Origin of the sequence: Hungatella effluvii (assembly GCF_003201875.1) — a bacterium.
GTDB lineage: Bacteria > Bacillota > Clostridia > Lachnospirales > Lachnospiraceae > Hungatella > Hungatella effluvii.
Genome location: NZ_QJKD01000005.1, coordinates 246204 through 265525 on the forward strand (window position 1 = coordinate 246204; position 19322 = coordinate 265525).

The following is a 19322-nucleotide window of genomic DNA, read 5'->3' on the forward strand; positions in this document are numbered from 1 at the left end:
AGGGACGTAGAAGGCGATCAGACACTACGTTCCTTTTATCCGCATATATGAAAGGAGCCATCTTATGCACCCGAAATCTTACTCCATCTTTGCCGGGCGCGGCAGCAAATCCGCGGTGGAACATGCGGCGCAGATTATCTTTACCGTCTGTGGTTTCTTTGCCGTCCTGGCGGTCGCTTCCATCACGATTTACATGATCATCAGCGGTACCCCCGCTCTCTTTAAAGTGGGAATCGTCGATATCCTGTTCGGCACCGTCTGGAAACCGGAAGCCGCAGTCCCCGCCTTCGGTATCCTCTATGTTATCCTGACTTCCATTGCCGGAACTGCTCTCGCCATTTTAATCGGAGTTCCCATCGGTGTTATGACGGCCGTTTTCCTCGCTGAAGTGACGCCGCCAAAGCTGGCCGGTATCGTTCGCCCGGCGGTGGAACTGCTGGCCGGTATCCCCTCCGTCATCTACGGCCTTCTGGGAATCCTGATCCTGAATCCGCTGATGTATAAGCTGGAACTTAAGATTTTCGAGGGCTCCACAACCCACCAGTTCACGGGAGGCGCCAATTTGATCTCCGCCGTCCTGGTTCTGGCTCTGATGATTCTCCCCACAGTCATCAACATCAGTGAATCCGCTCTCCGCTCTGTTCCCAGAGAGCTGCGAAGCGCCTCCCTGGCCCTGGGGGCCACAAAGATTCAGACAATCTTCCAGGTCGTGCTCCCTGCGGCGAAATCAGGTATTATTACTGCCATCGTACTCGGCACCGGCCGCGCCATCGGTGAAGCCATGGCGATCAGCCTTGTATCGGGAAGTTCGGTTAATTTCCCCCTTCCCTTCAACTCCGTCCGTTTCCTGACGACGGCGATTGTTTCGGAAATGTCCTACTCGGCGGGCCTTCACAAGCAGGTGCTCTTCACCATCGGCCTCGTCCTGTACGCATTTATTATGATCATCAATATTTCTCTGACCAGGCTGTTAAAGAAAGGAGATGTACAGCATGACTAACGAAATCGCAGTTCCTCTTCACAAGGATACCGTCATCAAAAACAGCATCTGCCGCAGGCAGACGCGGGTTTCTGACTCCATACTCACGTTTTTGATCTATTTAAGTGCATCCATATCCATCCTGATTCTGGTCGGTATCATGGGGTACGTGTTCTTTCGGGGAATCTCACAGATCAACTGGGAATTCCTAAGCACCGTTCCCAGCACGATAAAGGGCACCTTCGGAATCCTGGGAAATATCGTCAATACCTTATATATCGTCGTTATCACGCTGCTCATCGCCACCCCACTGGGTGTGGGAGCCGCCATTTACTTAAATGAATACGCAAAGGGAGGCCGCGCTGTCCGCCTCATCGAATTCACCACGGAGACGCTCTCCGGTATCCCCTCCATTATTTTCGGCCTGTTTGGCTACGTATTCTTCGGTACGACACTGGGTTTAGGTTATTCCATTTTAACCGGCGCCCTGACGCTCTCCATCATGGTCCTGCCGCTGATCACCAGAACCACGCAGGAAGCGCTTAAGACAGTTCCCGACAGCTACCGCTCCGGCGCACTGGGAATCGGGGCCACCAAATGGTATATGATCCGCACCATTCTGCTCCCAAGCGCCATGCCCGGCATCGTGACCGGAATCATCCTGGCCATTGGCCGGATCGTAGGTGAATCCGCAGCCCTTTTATTTACCGCGGGAAGCGGCTACTTACTGGCAAAGGACTTTTTCGGAAAAATCTTTGAATCAGGCGGAACGCTGACTATCCAGCTCTACCTCTCCATGCAGAAAGCCAAATACGACCAGGCCTTCGGCATCGCGGTGGTTTTGCTCCTCATCGTCCTCGCCATCAACGGCCTTGCCAAATATTTATCTCACAAATTCAACACGGAGGTTAGAGAATAGTGAATACCAGTACAGTAAAAATAGCAACCGACAGCCTGGACTTATATTACGGCACCAATCACGCCTTAAAAAATGTCTCCATGGAGCTGTATACCAATAAGATTACCGCATTCATCGGCCCCTCCGGCTGCGGAAAGTCCACATTTTTAAAGACTTTGAACCGTATGAACGACCTTGTGCCCAATGTGAAGATCGAAGGCGAGGTTCTGCTGGACAACGAAAATATCTATGACCAGAGAGTTGATACCACCCTTCTCCGCAAAAAGGTAGGCATGGTATTCCAGCAGCCGAACCCATTTCCCATGAGTATTTACGACAACGTGGCCTACGGTCCCAGAATCCATGGAATTCACAGCAAATCGGAGCTGGACGACATCGTGGAAAAGAGTTTAAAAGGCGCGGCCCTCTGGGATGAGGTGTCCGACCGTCTAAAGAAATCCGCCCTCGGCTTATCCGGCGGCCAGCAGCAGCGTCTCTGCATCGCCAGAGCCCTGGCCGTGGAGCCGGAGGTGCTTCTGATGGACGAACCGACCTCCGCCCTCGATCCTATTTCCACGCTGAAAATTGAGGACCTGATGGATGAGCTGAAGAGCAAGTACACGGTAGCGATCGTGACCCATAACATGCAGCAGGCCACCCGAATTGCCGATTATACCGCATTTTTCCTGGTTGGCGAGGTGGTTGAATACGCGCCCACCACGGAACTGTTCTCCTCTCCAAAGGATTCCAGAACTGAGGACTATATCACCGGACGCTTCGGCTGATCCGGTTCAACTTATGTAAACTTAATTCAGAAAGGATTTACTTAAAATGACGACAAGAATCAATTATGACCACGAGCTGACGCTGTTAAACGATGATATCAAGCAGATGGGATATATGGTGGAGTCTTCGATTGAACAGTGTTTTATCGCATTTGAGAACCAGGATTTCGAAAAAGCAGAGGGAATTATCCGGGGCGACCGCACCATCAATGATTTAGAGCGCTCCATTGAGGCCCGCTGCCTCTCCCTGATTCTCCGCCAGCAGCCGGTGGCCGGCGATCTGCGGGTCGTATCCAGCGCTTTAAAGGTGGTCACGGACTTAGAACGAATCGGTGACCACGCCTCCGATATCGCGGAACTTATCCTGCGCATCCGGGGGGAGCACATCTACCATGTGGTGCGTCACATTCCGGGAATGGCCATGGCCGCCCGCGAGATGGTGCGAAGCGCCATAGACGCCTTCATCTCCCAGGACATCACCGCCGCTAAGACCATCGAAAAGCAGGACGATATCGTGGATGAACTGTTCACCAAGGTAAAAAACGATGTAATCGATCTCCTGAAGCAGTCCGCTGAGCACGCCGACCAGTGCATCGATCTTCTGATGATCGCAAAATACTTAGAACGCATCGGCGATCACGCCGTTAATGTCTGCGAATGGACGGAATTTGCGAAGACGGGCGCTTTGAAGAACGTTCGGATTCTGTAGGGTGGATTGGAAGAAGGTATCTGATGTCTGTGTCAGAAGCGTGGACTGAATACGATTTGACTGCGTGGCAAAACGGGGGCATCGCCAAATGGCGGCACCCCCGTTATACTTTATACCCTTCGTTTCCTTCAACATTCTATGGCTGCATACAATTTCCCCTTTCATGGTAATATTGTGATCTATATTACCATGAAAGTAAAGTGTCTGTTGCATCACTTTTATTTATACGGGCTGACCGGTCCGCCGTCAGTCACTGGTATAGTATCCCATTAGAAATTTCGCACACGGTTCATCCTGATAATTGTATACATAAAGATAATTGCCCGATGTCCGGGTATAGAAGCATTCCTCGATAGTCGAGACAGTCCCGGACGCACTGCCGGATTCCAGCGTCTTCACCAAAACACCATCCCGGTATATGTAATCGCTGGAGGTGGATGCCCCCTCCGGATCATAGACAGATAAATAGGCCATATGATCGTTCACAATAATCGGAAACATCATGATCTCCTTACCTCCGGGCAGCTTACTCTTATCGAACTCGAAGAGACATTTTCCCCTCATATCATAATAATAGTTCCGGCTGCCTTTCTCGATCACGGCTATATTTTCCTGAAATTCAGTACCAAACATGGAGATATTATCCGAAGTCACTTCCAATTCCATGGCAATCTCCGGATTGTGCTCCATGAACTCCTTCACATCGTAGTAGAGCTCCCCGCAGCCCTCTCCTTCCCATATTTTCTCATCCGACTGCACGCCTTTTTCTGTGATTGTTCCATTTTTATCCGCATAATCATAGGTATAATGCCACTCCCCCGATACGCCCGACTCTACCCATACCGCATGTTCCAGCCCATAGCCATCTTTTGTGATAAAGATATCGCTGTACACCGGTTCACAGACCCAGCGTTCCTCTGCGATGGAATAGAGGCCGTAATTGCTGGTCAGAGTATCCTGCATGGTGAGCAGGCTGCGGCCGTCCCACACCATAAACGGGGAAACCGCCTGATTATCCACATGACGGATAAATTTCATCAGATTCATGGAACGGTCGAACACGGCGATTCCATTTTCGCCGTAAAGGTAATCCCCATCTGCAAGTATGGCTTCACCCTTTGAAAGAGGAATTTCCGCCTTAAATACCTCGCCCTCCCCTTCAAACCCCTGGGGAAGCGGCTTCTTCACATCCCGGATACCCACGTAGCCCAGAGTATTGATCAGCGCCTGGCCGTCATCCGACGTGAGCCATTCAAAGAGACGGTATGCGTTTGAGTCCTTCGGTTCATCTTTCCGGACTGCTGCGTAAAAATCGCTGACATAGGGATAGCTACCATCCCGTATGGTATCGCTGGAGGGCATCACGCCGTCGACCGCCATGAACTTCAGTTCCGGCTTCTGATACATGTTTTTTGCATAGTAGTATACGGAATAACCGAGGGCTTCTCCCGTGTTATCGTAGGCAGAGACCTTTTCGATCAGCTCTCCCATCTCTGAAACCACATAGTCCTGCGGCGCTTCCGCCATGGCGGTTCCCTTCATCACCAGCTTCTCCATGAGATTCTGGCTGCCGGAGTTCTCAGGCCTCTGAAACGCCCGTATAGCCTGGCTGCTGCCTCCCACCGCCTTCCAGTTTTTAATTTTACCGGAATAGATATCGATCACCTGCCGCCCGGTCAGGGATTTTACAGAATTCCCCTGATTTGCCATAAAGACCAGCGCATCCCGGCCGATCGGTCTGATAATTAGATTGTCGCCCTCTTCCTTCAGCCGTTTCTTCACGCTCTCACCAGGCTCATAGGCTATAACGAGATCCGTTTCCTGCCCCCAGATCAGGTTTAAATACGCCTGGGTCGTCTTGTCATGCTCTATAAAGCGTTCCGCCTCCTGCTCCGTGGCTCCCGTTGCAAGGCGGTATATAGCCTGTGACAGTGGAATCGTCGCGGTGGAACCGTCGATTTTCGGAAATTCTTCTCTTCCCATCTTCGGACACGTCACCATCTCTGAGGGGGCGTTCTCTTCGGCCTCCTTTACCGCGGTCAGATTGCCGGTTTCCGACTCATTCAGCACGCGGTCATCGAAGGCGTCCGCCTCAACAGATGGCTGATACCACGATTTTCCTGAAAAATACGTATTCAAATCATCACTCTTAAACCTGCGCCCGTGCCTTGCATAGATCTCATTCCTGGCAATGCGGAGTTCTTCCCTGGTGAGGGCTTGAAGCTCCTCCTGCGTATAGATATGAGTCTGTGCGTCCGGAAGAATATAATCATCGTCCCTGCTCCCTACAGAAAAAGCTGGGGCCTCTTCGGCGGTCTGGCTCTCCTTCTCCTGTTTCGTACTCTCCTCTTCACTGATACCGGACGTTACCGTCTCCGGGGCCGTCCCGGCTGGTTTCTGCTTATTGCCGCAGCCCACAGTTCCCAAACCAATGAGAAAGGCCAGGGCCACGGGCAGCAAATGAACTTTTTTCTTCATATCACACCTCGTTCGCGTAAACTATCATTTCCCTGCTTTTCTCCATCATACCATAAAGTCATTTTACCGTCATGATTTTGCAGAATGTTCTGAAATTCGTAAGAAGTATCACAGGCAAACCTTTCTTTAGCCCCGTGACGAGCTAAAAAGAGGCCGCGGTATCCTGAAATACCGCAGCCTCCTCTTACAATCTTATCTCATTCTATTACAGCATCGCAGTTCCCCTGCAGTACGTCTGTGCCACATCGTAATTGTCTTCCAGCACGACGAGGTCGGCGTCATAACCGGCCACCAGTTTTCCCTTCCTGTCATCCACGCCGAGACATCTGGCCGGATTGATGGTACAGGAATTAAGGGCCTGATCAAATGGAAGAAGCGCGTCCTCAACCAGAATGCGGAGACCGCGGTTCATGTACAGCGTGCTTCCTGCGATCGTATCGGTGCCCTTTAAATAGGCAAGTCCGCTCTCACTGATCTCGATATCGTGGCCGCCCAGCTGATAGCTTCCGCCCGGAGGGCAGTGCTTTGCACGCAGGGAATCCGTCACCATGATGACAAAATCGCGGCCCTTTGCCGTAAAGTAATTGTTCAGCGCTGCCAGATGGGAATGGCAGCCGTCACAGATAATCTCTCCATAGATATCCCTTACCCGGAATGCAGTTCCCACAAGGCCCGGCTTTCTGTGATGGTAAGGCGTCATGCCGTTGTATACATGCGTCATGGAGGTTGCGCCATTGGCTATGCCCATCAGCGCCTGCTCATAGGTTGCAGAGGAATGGCCCATGCTGACCACGACTCCGGTCTCCTTACAGTATTTTGTCAGAGCAAAATCCACGTCATGCTCCGGAGCCAGCGTAATGTATTTAATCAGCCCTTTCGCAGCCTCCTGATACCTCCGGAACTGGTCAACGGCCGCCTGTGCGATCGCCTCCGGCGGCTGGGCTCCCTTATAATCCATGTCGAGATACGGTCCCTCAAAATGAATTCCCAGGATCTCCGTTCCCTCATATCCCTCTTCCACGACTGAGGCCACATTAGCCACTGCCTTCTCCAGGACATCCGGCATCTGGGTTACCGTGGTTGGAAGAATGGAGGTAACTCCTTCCTCCGGTATATGTTTCATCCAGTTGCGTAAGCCCTCCGGCTCTCCGTCATTGGTATCATATCCATAAGCTCCATGGGTATGCACATCGATAAACCCAGGAACAATCCTTTTGGTTCCATAATCCTGATCCACGGATCTTTCGCCGTATTCGCGGACAGCAGTGATCTTTCCTTCTGCGACCTCGAGCTGAGCTGGTATAAACTGGCCTGCGATCCAGACCTTTTTACTTTGTATTATCATGACCATACACCCTCTCTTTCTTATCACCGGCAGTCATCTGTCCGGCTATCCTTAGTATAACCAGTTCCCATCTCTATTTCAAGACCATTTTGAAAATAATTTTCAAAATTAAATTGGAAATAAAAAATGCGGTCCAGCAACCGGAAATTCTCTTCCCTGATGCCGGACCGCGTGCTCAAAGACTCTTTTATGTGTCTTCTTACATTCTTCTCATATCCTTACTTATATTATTACATCTCTTCTTCGTCGTTTTCCTCGATTGGATTCCGCTCCACCGGCCACCGGATTATAATGCGGAATAAGTCCGCCTCTACCTCTACATTCATCTTGCCATTCTGCAGTTCCACGAAACTCTTAGCGATCGCCATACCCAGGCCGGAGCCTTCCGTGTTGCGCGACTGGTCGCCGCGAACGAAACGTTCCGTTATCTCCTCCGGGTTAAAATTAAGCTCATTGGCCGATACGTTCTTCATAGTGATAACCACTCCGCCGTCGTCCCGTTTCATATCGATATACGCTCTGGTATTCGGCATGCCGTATTTCATGATATTGGTCAGCAGATTGTCAAAGATCCGGTACGTCTTCTGGCTGTCCAGCGGCAGAACGATCTTCTCGTCCGGCAGATTCCACCGAAAATCAATGGTAGACTCCTCGATCTTATCACTCAGCTCCAGACTTACCTCTTTTAACAGGCTTACAATGTCTACATCCACCAGATTGAGCGTCACATTGTTGCTGTTGGCCTTGCTGATTTCAAACAGATCCTCAATCAGGGATTTCAGCCGCATGGACTTCTGTTCCAGTACGTCAATATAGGCTTTTCTCTGTTCGGGCACTGCGTTGTCATCCTTCAACAGATTTACATAAGTAATAATTGCTGTCAGCGGCGTCTTTAAGTCATGGGACATGTTGGTGATCAGATCCGTCTTCATCTTCTGACTCTTAACTTCTTCATCCACTGCCACTTTAAAGCCGCTCTGAATCTTCTGGATCTCCGTCTTAAACGGTTCAAACACACCGAGATCTTCCGAAATCGTCACATCTAAATTTCCTTCAGCGATCTGATTGGTTGCCTTTAACAGGATTCTGTATTTCCGGGTTAAATCCCGGTAGTATTTGCGCAGCACCAGGAACAGCACGATCGAATAGATGATCAGCGCCCCGATTCCAAAGAACCATAAGCTGCATAATACCGCCAGAATAATAAAGTTCACACCCACGATCTTAAATATCGTCCTGTCTGAGTTATCCTGCAGGTTGATACTTCCCAGAAAGTTGTAAATTCTGCGGCAGAGCCCTGCGCACCAGCCATAGAACAGCCCGCATAAGGTTCTTTCCCTGATGTATCGCTTAAATCCAATGTGGAACACATCTCTCATACACAGAACGGCCCAGTAAATGATCGCAAACGGGATACACCACCAGAACACATTCCACAGCTTCACCATTATATCTGCTGCCTTCGGCAGGAAATTCGCACGGATCAGACCGGAATACAGACTTCCATGGTTCGTCACAGCCACCAGGCTGGTCAGACTGTAGCCGAAGCCTATGCCTCCCGCACCCACACCGAGGACGATCCCCAGCGGCGCACGCAGCACCTTGCTGTCATCTGCCCGCGTCACATCGAAGCAGGATAACAGGAATGCGGCCAATGCCACAAAGATTCCCAGCCCGGCAAATACCTGCGCTACTCTTCCTGAGTTATAATAGGATCCCCAGGATGAACTTCTGGCCAGAGAATACTCCGCCAGCTGCTGTTCCGTCATGGCATAGGCGAAGCTAATATTCTTCGGATTTGACAGTTTGAACTGTGGTTTACTGCTGTACTGTTCCCAGTAGTACTCTTCCATGGGATCGACTTCCCCGAACTTCTGGAGAATGTTCAGCAGATACGTGGTATCCTCTCCGCCCAGCTGCATCACATCCATGCGGCCATGCTCATCGTAATGCATCACAACCCGGAACACGTAGCTGTCATCGCTTAAGATGTTCCTGTCCTTTGCATAATTCATCAAAATGCTTCCGTTCTCGTCCAGCACCTGAAAATCAATGGCATTCCTGATGCTTCCGAAATACCGGTTCCAGCTTTCATACTCCATCATACAATTCTGGCGGAGATTGCGTAAGTATTCCTGACGCTCCTCGGCCATATAATTTTTTTCCTCGTCTGTGAGGTTCTCATAATCCTCATCTTCCAGAAAAGAGGCGTTATCCTCTCCCCAAAATGATGCAGTCCCGGGAACGTTGGTTCCCGGCGCATTGACTGCCGCCGTGCCGTTTTCTCCTTCGGCGGAAACAGTTCCTTCCATACCGGCAGTATTTTCACCGGGTCCGGTGGAACCTTCTTCCGGTACCGGTGCCGTTTCGTTTTCCGGACTCACTGCACCTTCCGCAGCCGCAGCCGTCTCTTCCGCGTATCCGTCCATGCTTCCGTTTTTCAGCTCATAGGCGCCTTCCGGGAAGAAATGCTCGAACGGTGAAATCACCACACCGTTGGCATACTGATACTCTTCCAAATCCAGCACGTAGTTGCCAAAGACGAGGTGGCGCAAAAACGCCTGGTCCTCATACGCGGGTTCCTCATGGCGTCCCGCCTCTTTTTCAAAAAACGGGTACAGTCCCGTCATGATAACAGCCGCCGCCACTACAATAAGAAAGGACAGCAGCGCGCTGATTCTATGCCTGTTTTTCAATTTTATATCCAACTCCCCACACCACCTTTAAATATTTGGGTTCCTTCGGGTTAATTTCAATCTTTTCCCTGATTTTTCTCACGTGTACCATGATGGTGTCCGTGTTGATCGCCCGCTCATTCCAGACGCGTTCGTATATCTCTTCCGCGGAGAAGACCCTTCCGGGATTCTTCATCAGGAGAGCGAGAATCTTAAATTCGATCGGCGTCAGCTTCGCCGGCTTTTCGTCCACCATGACTTCCACGGTATCCTCGTTAAGCTCCAGTCCGCCGATAATATAAATGTTGCTCTTTTCCTTCTGTTCCTTTGCCTCCAGCATATCCAGATACTTTCTGTACCGTCTCAGCTGGGAATTTACTCTTGCAAGCAGCTCCATCGGAGTAAATGGTTTCGATATATAGTCGTCGGCACCGATATTCAGTCCCATGATCTTATCGACCTCCTCCGTCTTCGCGGAAAGGATAATAACCGGAAAGTCGTATTTTTCTCTCAGCTTGACAGTCATGGTAATGCCATCCATTCTCGGCATCATCACATCCACGATAGCCAGATGTATTTCTTCCTGATCCAGAATCTTAAGGCCCTCGATTCCATCGGCCGCCTGGAATACGTCATAGCCCTGGCTCTTTAAATAAATCTCGACTCCTTCTCTAATTTCCTTATCATCTTCTACCAGCAGAATGTGATTTGTTTCCATGGTATCTCTCCTCGCTTTCGGATATTTTATGGTCCATACAGATTCAAACTATAGTATATCATGAACGCCGGATTCCTAAAAGACCCGCCTGACGTTTTATCATGATTGGTACCGCGTTAAAGAGCACTGCCCGCATCTCTGTATTATGCCACAAACACGCATATTTCTTCCCTTCCTGCCTGCATTACTAGGATATATGGGCAATCTTAAAATGAACGACGTGTAAAACGAAAGAAATTCTAAATCTTTTATTTAAAAATGTCCGCCGCCGGATAACCGGACACGGAACCAAAAGAAACCGCCTGTCACACCAGCACTGTGACAGACGGTTTTTACTGCATAAAACCATATTTTATATCTTGTTATTTGACCAGCCCGGCCATCGTCGGAAGCGCCATGCTGACAGCAGGAATATACGTTACCAGCACAAGGCCCACCAGGATAGAGGCATAATACATGACCATATAAGGCATAACCTTGGCAAGTGACGTCTTTCCAACCTTAATCGCCACAAACAGCGTATTGCCTACAGGCGGTGTAATATTTCCAATACAGAGGTTGTAGACCAGAATCAGTCCGAAATGAACCGGATGCATGCCAAAGGTCTTGACAATCGGAAGAAACAGCGGCGTAAAGATCAGGATTGCCGGAGTTACATCCATAAAGGTGCCGGCAATCAGCAGGATCACATTCATAATCAGCAGGATGATAATCGGGCTGTTGGTAAGACCCAGAAGTCCTGCCGAAATCGCCTGCGGAATCTGGGTAAATGCCATAACCCATCCGAGAATATTCGATACGCCGATGAGGAATACGATCATACCGCTCATCTTTGCGCTGTCCACCAGAATTTTCCAGAAGCTCTTCCATGTAATATTGCGGTAGCAGATGCCCAGCACCAGCGCGTAGACAACGGCGATAGCCGAGCCTTCCGTCGCGGTGAACACGCCTGCGATAATGCCTCCGATAACCACAACAATCAGGGAAAGCGCCGGGATGGCTTTTAAGGTAGCCGCGCCCAGGTTCTTCCAGTCAAATTTCCCCGGAGTTCCCTTATATCCCTTTTTCCGTGCAATGATAACCGCCACAACGACACAGCAGATTGCCCATAATATTCCGGGTATGTAGCCCGCCAGGAACAGGGCCGCCACAGAGGTTCCGCCTGAAACCAGCGAATATGTGATAAGAGCGTTTGACGGCGGGATCAAAAGTCCCGAGGGAGCGGAGGCGCCGTTGGTAGCCGCACACACCGCGCGCTCATAACCCTGTTTGTCCTCGCCTTCCTGTACCATGCTTCCAACCGCTGCAGCCGCTGCCGATGCGGAACCTGAGATGGCTCCGAACAGGGCGTTGGCCCCGACGTTGGTCACCAGAAGAGCTCCGGGCAGTTTTCCCAGGATTGCCAGCACAAAATCTACCAGCCGCTTGGCAATTCCCCCCTGATTCATCAGGTTGCCCGCCAGGACGAAGAAGGGAATCGCGGTCAGACTGAATTTACTCATACCCACAAAGGTTCTCTGCGCCGCGGTCAGCACGGATACATCCAGAGTCACCATCTGAAGGATCGCCGCCAGCGCGGAAATACCAATCGCATAGGAGATTGGAACTCCTGCAACCAGGAATACCGCCAGAACGAAAATAATGATTGCTAAAGATTGGATTGCCATAGCTTATGCTTCCCCCTTTTCCAGATTTTCTACCAGGGTATCTTCCTCGCTGGTCGGCAGCACAGGAATGTTTCCCTTCACGATATCGTAGATGTTCATAGCAGTATAAATCATGTTAAGAACTCCGCTTAAAGGGAGTACAATGTAGAAGATACCGATGGCCACACCCAGAGAGGAGGTCATCTGCCCCATGGCAAGGCTGGTAATCTGCATACCGCCGTACACCAGGATTACTGCTGAAAATACAAACGCTACGATCTCAGCGAAAATGGAAAATCCCTTCTTCATTGCCTGCGGCATGCGCTCCACCACGACAGGGATATTCATATGTCCCCTCTCACTCGTGATCAGACTGGCTCCCAGCAGGGACATCCAGGCAAATAAGTAGGAGACCAGCTCCTCCGACCATGTGGACGGATTTTTCAGGATATATCTTGTAAATACCTGCCAGCAGGTCAGGATAACCATAGCCAGAAAACTGATGCCTGCAAGGCCGTTTAATAGTTTTGTCAATTGTTTTCTCAACTGCTTCATCTCATTTCCCCCTAATTCGTTTCCGCAGGATACTCTGCATTATACATCTGGATCGCATCATAGATCGGCTGCAGTGCCGGATTGTTTTTCAGCACGGTGTCATGAAGCGGCAGACACGCCTCCACAAATGGTTTCTGATCCGGATAGATGAAATTCACATTCTGCTCGTTCTGCGCGCGGTCCTTGGCATTGGCCACAGCCTTTACCCATTCGTCCCGCTCAACCTGATTTACCAGCTTGAAGCCTTCCTCGAATACCGCCCGGTCTTCGTCGGACAAGCTTTCCATAAAGGCGTTGTTGCCGATTAAAATATCCGGCACCATCTGGTGCATATCGTAGGAGTAATATTTACAAACATCGCCGTGTCCGTTATCCGTTAAAGCCATCTCGTTATTCTCTGCCCCGTCGATAATTCCCGACTGAAGCGCCGTGTAGACATCTCCGAACCCCATAGGCGTCGCGGAGCCGCCCAGCAGTTTCATCATCTCGATATTGGTAGGCGACTGCTGCACGCGGATTTTTAATCCCCTCAAATCCGCAGGACTCTCGATCGGTCTGTCAATGGTGTAAAAGTTTCTCGTTCCCGCATCCAGCCACGTCACCGCAGTAAATCCTGCCTTTTTTGTGGATTCATAGATCGGTCCCGTCACTTCCGGATCATCCATCACGTGGTGATACGCCTCCGGACTTGCAAACAGATACGGCAGATTAAAAATCTCATAATTCTTGCTGAATGTCTCCAGAATGGCATTGCTGGCCACGCAGAAATCAATTGCTCCCGTCTGTGTCAGCTGTACCATGTCGGTCTGGGATCCCAGTAACTCGCTGGGATAAACCTCCACCACATACTTGTCGCCCAGCTTGCCGCTTATGTAATCCTGAAACGCCGTGAGCGCAATATGAGTGGGGTGATTGGTAGACTGGTTATGGCCGATTCTTATCGTCCTCTTTTCCTGATTTCCTGCGCATCCGGTCACCGACAGACACGTAAGAGCTGCGCAACATACAAGAGCCAGTAACTTTTTCAACTCTTTCCTCATTGATAAATCCCTCCTGTTTTTTTACAGAGTACTCTCGGAAACTCCTTGTGCTCAGATTTGTGAGATGATTTTTCGTCAGATGTGCACAAATTTATGAGGCGTACACGGCGTGTACGTTGAATAAATTTGTGTGCATATGGCGGAAAATCAGCCACAAAGATGAGTGCAAAGGAGTTTCCGAGAGTGCTCTTACACTGGCAAACTGCCTCATCAGCAGGTTCCGCAAGAAACATACCATATTAAAAAACGTTTGAAAATACGTTACGGCAATGCTTAACATCACTTTAACTTAAAAAGTAAAATCTTGTCATAAGAACGGTTTTTAAGTTAATATTTTCCACCTGTCCGGTCAGTCCCCGCCACGCGGCACTGGCTTCCGGAGTTTTATAAAACCGCGCCCCATATAAGTCAGAATGATTTCCGCACACCAAAAACGGACCGGAAATCATTCTGCTGATTCCGGTCCGCTGAATTTCAATCTATATATATGATCTTAATTTACGCTGCTGACATGAAGTTTGTTCTGATGTTTCCTCACGCGCCCCGGCGGATTATTTCCGAATCCATGCCACGCTCTTTGTCAGCGCCTCTATCGTCTTTGTTTCCAGAACCACTCTGGCTCCTGCCTTCTCCGCCATGGAAAGCCGTTCCTCCAGATCAATCTCTCCATCCCCAAACGCCAGATGGCAGCTCTTTCCCTGCGCATCGTGGCCATGCATGTGAATCAGCCGGTCTTCATGCGCCTGATAAAAGGGAATATCCACATTTCCCGCGGCATGGCTGTGTCCAATATCCAGTGTCAGTCCAAAACACGGCTGCTGCAATAAAAGTTCCAGTGCCTGCTTCTCATGTTCCATAAATCCTTCCGTATTCTCAACTGCCATGTGTATAGCCGCGTCACCGACTGCGTCCCTGCACATCTCTCCAAATTCCGTAATATGTTCCCGATACTCCTCTTCATACCGCTTAAACAGAAATTCCTTTCTGCCCGGCAGCGTGAGATAGATTCCCTTTGCAAGGTGCATATTGATCACTGGCGCTCCAATGGCCTTCGCCAGTTCGATTGTCTCTACAGCAGTCTCCAGATACGCCTGCCGGACTTTAGGATTAAAATCGCAGACATTCAGATTCTCATCCAGATGAATCGTAAAATACAGATGCTCCTGATCCATGATCCGCCGCAGCCGTTCTGCCTGGAGTTCCGGCAGCTGACACTGAGGGAAATTCATATTCAGTTCTATAAAATCCAGTCCCAAATGGCTGCACAGCCGGGCACACTCCTCCAGAGTGTCCGTCTCCATTAAAAACGGCATCCCATACTCCATATCCGCTCCTCCCGCCGGTGTACCGGTCTCCTTATTCAAATGTCTGAATCACTTCAATCTCACCCACAATATGGCGGTTAAACTCCGCAAGCTCCTCCGCTGGTATCCAGTATTCCATATGATAGGACGCGCCAACCTGATGCGGTTCAAAACGGGATATGTACTCATCTTCAACCGCAAACCTTGTAACATACCCTTTAAAACCCGAGTTCGCATCCTTCGTATTCCATCTTCCTGCGATTTCCCCCGCATAGCGGGCGTTGAGCACCGGATAGAAAATCGGCTGCTCCGGCAGTCTGGGCGGAAAGCTTCTCCAGCCCGCCTGTTTAATCAGTACCAGCTCCTTTTCGCCCACAGGCCTGAATAATTCCATACTCTTTTACCTATCCTCTCTGATCCGAATATCTCTCTTAGTCATTCTTATAGCAAAACAAACCGATGCATCCGGAATGGTGAAACATCCAGACACGTTTCATTGGAAAACTGATGATTATGGCGTCTGTATCAAAAAACAGTTCCGAAAATATATGCTGATGGCAGCTTACAAGCTGTTCCATATTCTCCGCCTGTAGACGAAATGGTCCAAACCCGTCTTTATAACAGATATCCGTGATGACATACAGTTCCCCGGCCGGCTCGCACAGCCCGGTTAAACGTAAATACAATTCTTCGTCACTTAATCCTTCGTAATCCGGCACCGGTATCATGGCCGTTCCTGGGACATTGATATCATCTACCCCGAATTTCATTCGGCAGACCGCCCCATCCAGTTCCTCCCGAAATCGCTCCCTCACCTCACGCCAGGTTTCTATCTGATACAGCATCCCGCTGCTTCGTCTTTCGTTCTCTTTCACTTCTTTCTTTGCTTTGGCCTTCATTACTTCTCTGTTCAAGACATCTTCTACCTCTATTTCCTTACAGTAGAACCGGATATCTCCCTCCTCGAAGGCAAAAATATAGAAATTACGCCGGTCACCGAAGGCATGATCCTCGCTGCATTCGATCTCAAACCCGCTGATTTCCGTAGACTGTGCCAGAAAGAAGGAAGTGACATCCCGAAAAAGAAGTGTCACCCGGTATTCCTGATCCTGCGACTCCATAACCAGCCGAAGATTCTGTATTTCCCACCACTCCTCATAATCGTAATCGCCATAAAGATACAGCGAATGAATTTTACTCAAGCAGCTCCAGCCATAAAACTCCGGCTTGAGCCCCAGTAATTTTTCTATGCCCTTTATTTTATGAAATGTTTCTCCAAAAGTCATGAGAAAATGCAGTGCCTCCTCTCCATGCCGCGGTCCTGTGCGATGTGATTCCAGGTTATGTTTTAATGTCTGCTATGCTGTCTGCTTCATCATTTGCTTTGCTGTCCATTTCTCGCCCTGTTTTATCCAGTTTAGCATGGATGACAGAAGGATTCAACTCATCGTTCAGAAACCAGTTTGGGAATCTTTATCATATTTATGCGACAGTAATATTCGATTCTATCCAAGCAAGTCTACATAAATAAAGAGCCCGAAGAAATATTCTGTCTTCTCCAGGCTCTTTTAATCCGCTTAATACCATTTGAGTTTCTGCCAATCTCCAACTTCCAGTTTCCCATTGAACCCAGGACACCGTGCAGTTACACCTCACCCACGTCCCGGACGCCCTCCATATATCGTTTTAACCTTTCTGAATCAGAATATTTGTTTCCACAATTCTGCTGAATCTCAACTGCAACCTCATGTGCAGTACCATCATTGATTACATACTCCAAATTGATATTTTTCTTACCCTTCATACAATAATCTGATCCTTTCTTGTTCTTATTAATACGAGTTCTATTAATATAAGTTCTAATTAATACAAGATATGATGGTATTTTACACTAAACCGGCAGTTTTTTGAACATACCTAAAGTACCATTTCATAATCTGCTGGAGTTTGCAGTAATCCAATTTCAGATATTTTTCACCACACAGCAACGTTTTTCTATTGTCATCAGAACCAAACCGTGGTATACTAAAAACACATTCTATATGGAAATTCATTTCCATCAAATCACTCATGTATATCTGGCGCATCTGCCGGCATTTCCATGATAAAACCTGTAGAAATAGTTCAATTTAGAAAGGGATAGTGGTGTGGCCAGACAGGATTTTTATATAAAAAAACTGCTGCAGGACCGGGCCCGTTTTGCGGACCTGTATAATGCCGAGATCTTTCATGGAAAGCAGATTCTGAAAGCAGAACTGTTGTCGCCGGTATCTTTGGAATCCGGAATCGTCATAACTGACCGCAATGGCAGACGGCAAACGATACAAAGGCGTCGTGATGTTGCGATGAAAGCCTCCTTAGGAGCCTGCTTTATCGCAGCGTGCTGCGAGGCTCAGGGGGAGGTACACTACGGTATGCCTGTCCGAGTTCTGACTTATGATGCGCTGGATTATACGGAACAGCTTACGGACATTCAAAAGGAACACAGGAAAAAGAAAGATCTTACGAAAAGTCCGGAATTTTTATCCGGCATCACCCGCCAGGATAAACTCGTCCCCATACTTACACTGGTCCTCTACTGCGGAAAAGATCCTTGGGATGGCCCCAAAAGTCTCAGCGATATACTGGATTTAAGCGGACCTGAGGAGTGTATTCCTGATCTTCTTGCCGCCCTCCCCGACTACCGCATCAATCTCGTTGATATCCGAAACATCGAAAATCTGGAACATTACAAAACAGGTTTACAACAGGTCTTTGGTATGTTAAAATATAGTACAGACAAAAGTAATTTTTACAACTATATGACGTCAAATCATGACCAGATATGCCAGCTGGACGATGACGCCCTGACGGCAGTCATGGGCCTTTTAGGAGAAAACCGGCGGCTGATGAGGCTCTTAGCCGCTCCTGGACGAGAGGAGGAGTATACCATGTGTAAGGCAATCGATGATCTGATTGCAGATGGAAAGAAGGAAGGCGAACTTCGTATGGCCAGCCTTATCTCCATCCTTTTAAAAGAGAACCGTCTGGATTTAATCGCGCAGATCACGGTGAATGAACCGCTGCGCAGACAGATGTTCCAGCATTACCATCTGTAAAAGAAAGGAGCTGCGGCCACATATCTCGGGCCGCAGCTCCTTTCGGAAATGCTTTTTATGTACACATCATTCTTTCCGTATCTCTTTAAGTCTCCGATGTCTTTCTCACATTCGTCTCCAACAGCCGGTTAAATCCAAGCCAGCCATTGTTATCACCAGCGCCCTTTAACACCTCGATCATGGTCTCCATCTTCGCATCGGTATTATCCGCGAAGTTTAATGCCAGCGCTTCCAAAAGGGCCGGCTTCTTCGGTGAACCGTATTCCAGTTCTCCGTGGTGTGCCAGAATACAGTGCTTCAGCTCTGTGGCCGCCTTCACCGGGAAATCCGGAATTGTGCGAATGCGCTCCGATACCATCTCCGTACCGATGATGATATGGCCCAGAAGCTGGCCGTCATCCGTGTAATCATTTTCCGGGAAAACAGAGAGTTCCTTCGTCTTACCCAGATCGTGAAACATGGCCGCCGTGAGCAGCAAGTCGCGGTTGATTAGCGGATAGTAGCCTGCGTAATAGTCACACAGCTTGACGACACTCAATGTATGTTCCAGAAGGCCGCCCACAAATCCGTGATGGACGCTCTTGGCCGCAGAGTGGAACTGAAACGCCTTTGCAAAAGCCTTATCTTCCACGAAGAAGCTTTCCGCCAATTTTCGATAATATGGTGTCCGGATGGATTTGATAAATCTGGTCAGTTCCTCATACATCTCACCGATGTTTTTGGAGGACACTGGGAGATAGTCTCCCGGTATGTATTCGCTTTCTTCCGCTTTTCTGACACGCTTCACATTCAGCTGGTTGGAATTCTGGAACATGGTCACATCCGCGTCAATGTAGACGTAGTCCATGGTCTCAAAATTCCCTACTCCCGGCGAATTTAAGTCCCAGATTTTTGCATCGATGGTACCGGTCTTATCCTGTAAAATTAGATTTCCGTATTCTTTGCCGGCTTTGGTCAGGGCAATCTGCTTGTTCTTGCATAAGTATACATCCGATATATGCAGCCCTTCCCGAAATGTTTCTATATATCTCATTGCTCTCCTCCATATCCTTTTATGAGTGCTCTTTATAAGCGTCACAGAAGCCAGGAAGA

Annotated in this window: 16 protein-coding genes; 5 read left to right on the forward strand and 11 right to left on the reverse strand. The window is 49.1% G+C overall.

Annotation, left to right across the window (positions count from 1 at the left end):
• The first annotated feature begins 64 nt into the window (after positions 1 to 64).
• The 4 genes from pstC to phoU are packed head-to-tail and all read left to right on the forward strand — an operon-like array spanning position 65 to position 3371.
• Positions 65 to 1000, forward strand: coding sequence for a phosphate ABC transporter permease subunit PstC (gene pstC, locus DFR60_RS11565; protein WP_110323048.1), 936 nt, complete (start codon positions 65 to 67; stop codon positions 998 to 1000).
• Entirely contained in the window at positions 993 to 1898 is a 906-nt protein-coding gene (gene pstA / locus DFR60_RS11570) for a phosphate ABC transporter permease PstA (protein ID WP_110323049.1), read from the forward strand. The genes pstC and pstA overlap by 8 nt, the downstream gene beginning before the upstream one ends.
• Entirely contained in the window at positions 1898 to 2662 is a 765-nt protein-coding gene (pstB, locus tag DFR60_RS11575; RefSeq protein ID WP_110323050.1) for a phosphate ABC transporter ATP-binding protein PstB, read from the forward strand. The genes pstA and pstB overlap by 1 nt, the downstream gene beginning before the upstream one ends.
• A 46-nt stretch (positions 2663 to 2708) precedes the next feature.
• Positions 2709 to 3371: a phosphate signaling complex protein PhoU gene (gene phoU / locus DFR60_RS11580; protein WP_110323051.1), complete on the forward strand. Its 663-nt coding sequence runs from the start codon at positions 2709 to 2711 to the stop codon at positions 3369 to 3371.
• Between the two features lie 246 nt (positions 3372 to 3617).
• On the opposite strand, the gene DFR60_RS11585 is transcribed toward phoU, so the two are convergent.
• From DFR60_RS11585 to DFR60_RS11630, 10 genes are all read right to left on the reverse strand, one after another.
• The gene (locus DFR60_RS11585; RefSeq protein ID WP_110323052.1) at positions 3618 to 5849 is read right to left on the reverse strand and encodes a YARHG domain-containing protein; all 2232 of its coding nucleotides are present in this window, start codon (positions 5847 to 5849) and stop codon (positions 3618 to 3620) included.
• A 205-nt stretch (positions 5850 to 6054) separates the two neighbouring features.
• Positions 6055 to 7194 carry an N-acetylglucosamine-6-phosphate deacetylase gene (nagA, locus tag DFR60_RS11590; protein WP_110323170.1) on the reverse strand — a complete coding sequence of 380 codons (1140 nt, stop codon included), beginning with the start codon at positions 7192 to 7194 and terminating at the stop codon, positions 6055 to 6057.
• Between the two features lie 230 nt (positions 7195 to 7424).
• Complete coding sequence (locus DFR60_RS11595; protein WP_110323053.1) at positions 7425 to 9902, reverse strand: histidine kinase dimerization/phospho-acceptor domain-containing protein; 2478 nt, start codon at positions 9900 to 9902, stop codon at positions 7425 to 7427.
• The gene (locus DFR60_RS11600) at positions 9874 to 10587 is read right to left on the reverse strand and encodes a response regulator transcription factor (RefSeq protein WP_110323054.1); all 714 of its coding nucleotides are present in this window, start codon (positions 10585 to 10587) and stop codon (positions 9874 to 9876) included. The genes DFR60_RS11595 and DFR60_RS11600 overlap by 29 nt, the downstream gene beginning before the upstream one ends.
• A gap of 362 nt (positions 10588 to 10949) precedes the next feature.
• Complete coding sequence (locus tag DFR60_RS11605; RefSeq protein WP_110323055.1) at positions 10950 to 12254, reverse strand: TRAP transporter large permease; 1305 nt, start codon at positions 12252 to 12254, stop codon at positions 10950 to 10952.
• Positions 12255 to 12257: 3 nt separating this feature from the next.
• Complete coding sequence (locus DFR60_RS11610; RefSeq protein ID WP_055657798.1) at positions 12258 to 12788, reverse strand: TRAP transporter small permease; 531 nt, start codon at positions 12786 to 12788, stop codon at positions 12258 to 12260.
• Between the two features lie 11 nt (positions 12789 to 12799).
• On the reverse strand, positions 12800 to 13828 hold the full coding sequence (locus DFR60_RS11615) for a TRAP transporter substrate-binding protein (RefSeq protein ID WP_110323056.1): 1029 nt from the start codon (positions 13826 to 13828) through the stop codon (positions 12800 to 12802).
• 551 nt (positions 13829 to 14379) lie between these two features.
• The gene (locus DFR60_RS11620; protein ID WP_110323057.1) at positions 14380 to 15153 is read right to left on the reverse strand and encodes a sugar phosphate isomerase/epimerase family protein; all 774 of its coding nucleotides are present in this window, start codon (positions 15151 to 15153) and stop codon (positions 14380 to 14382) included.
• Positions 15154 to 15184: 31 nt separating this feature from the next.
• A complete protein-coding gene (locus DFR60_RS11625) occupies positions 15185 to 15526 on the reverse strand; it encodes a hypothetical protein (RefSeq protein WP_110323058.1) in 342 nt (113 codons plus the stop codon).
• 37 nt (positions 15527 to 15563) lie between these two features.
• The gene (locus DFR60_RS11630; protein ID WP_110323059.1) at positions 15564 to 16418 is read right to left on the reverse strand and encodes a hypothetical protein; all 855 of its coding nucleotides are present in this window, start codon (positions 16416 to 16418) and stop codon (positions 15564 to 15566) included.
• A gap of 861 nt (positions 16419 to 17279) precedes the next feature.
• Between DFR60_RS11630 and DFR60_RS11640 the strand changes: the two genes are divergently transcribed.
• On the forward strand, positions 17280 to 18230 hold the full coding sequence (locus tag DFR60_RS11640; protein WP_110323061.1) for an Rpn family recombination-promoting nuclease/putative transposase: 951 nt from the start codon (positions 17280 to 17282) through the stop codon (positions 18228 to 18230).
• 85 nt (positions 18231 to 18315) lie between these two features.
• Here the strand turns inward: DFR60_RS11640 and DFR60_RS11645 are convergent, their stop codons facing one another.
• Positions 18316 to 19263 (reverse strand): 3'-5' exoribonuclease YhaM family protein, encoded by a 948-nt coding sequence (locus DFR60_RS11645; protein ID WP_110323062.1) that lies wholly within the window; start codon positions 19261 to 19263, stop codon positions 18316 to 18318.
• Positions 19264 to 19322 lie beyond the last annotated feature (59 nt).

Bases quoted from the DNA above. Each gene is read 5' to 3' on its own strand.
- phoU (WP_110323051.1), top strand. From the start codon at position 2,709: ATGACGACAAGAATCAATTATGACCACGAGCTGACGCTGTTAAACGAT.
- DFR60_RS11615 (WP_110323056.1), bottom strand. From the start codon at position 13,828: ATGAGGAAAGAGTTGAAAAAGTTACTGGCTCTTGTATGTTGCGCAGCT.
- nagA (WP_110323170.1), bottom strand. From the start codon at position 7,194: ATGATAATACAAAGTAAAAAGGTCTGGATCGCAGGCCAGTTTATACCA.
- DFR60_RS11605 (WP_110323055.1), bottom strand. From the start codon at position 12,254: ATGGCAATCCAATCTTTAGCAATCATTATTTTCGTTCTGGCGGTATTC.
- DFR60_RS11585 (WP_110323052.1), bottom strand. From the start codon at position 5,849: ATGAAGAAAAAAGTTCATTTGCTGCCCGTGGCCCTGGCCTTTCTCATT.
- pstA (WP_110323049.1), top strand. From the start codon at position 993: ATGACTAACGAAATCGCAGTTCCTCTTCACAAGGATACCGTCATCAAA.
- DFR60_RS11625 (WP_110323058.1), bottom strand. From the start codon at position 15,526: ATGGAATTATTCAGGCCTGTGGGCGAAAAGGAGCTGGTACTGATTAAA.
- DFR60_RS11630 (WP_110323059.1), bottom strand. From the start codon at position 16,418: ATGACTTTTGGAGAAACATTTCATAAAATAAAGGGCATAGAAAAATTA.
- DFR60_RS11600 (WP_110323054.1), bottom strand. From the start codon at position 10,587: ATGGAAACAAATCACATTCTGCTGGTAGAAGATGATAAGGAAATTAGA.
- DFR60_RS11645 (WP_110323062.1), bottom strand. From the start codon at position 19,263: ATGAGATATATAGAAACATTTCGGGAAGGGCTGCATATATCGGATGTA.
- DFR60_RS11620 (WP_110323057.1), bottom strand. From the start codon at position 15,153: ATGGAGTATGGGATGCCGTTTTTAATGGAGACGGACACTCTGGAGGAG.
- DFR60_RS11610 (WP_055657798.1), bottom strand. From the start codon at position 12,788: ATGAAGCAGTTGAGAAAACAATTGACAAAACTATTAAACGGCCTTGCA.
- pstC (WP_110323048.1), top strand. From the start codon at position 65: ATGCACCCGAAATCTTACTCCATCTTTGCCGGGCGCGGCAGCAAATCC.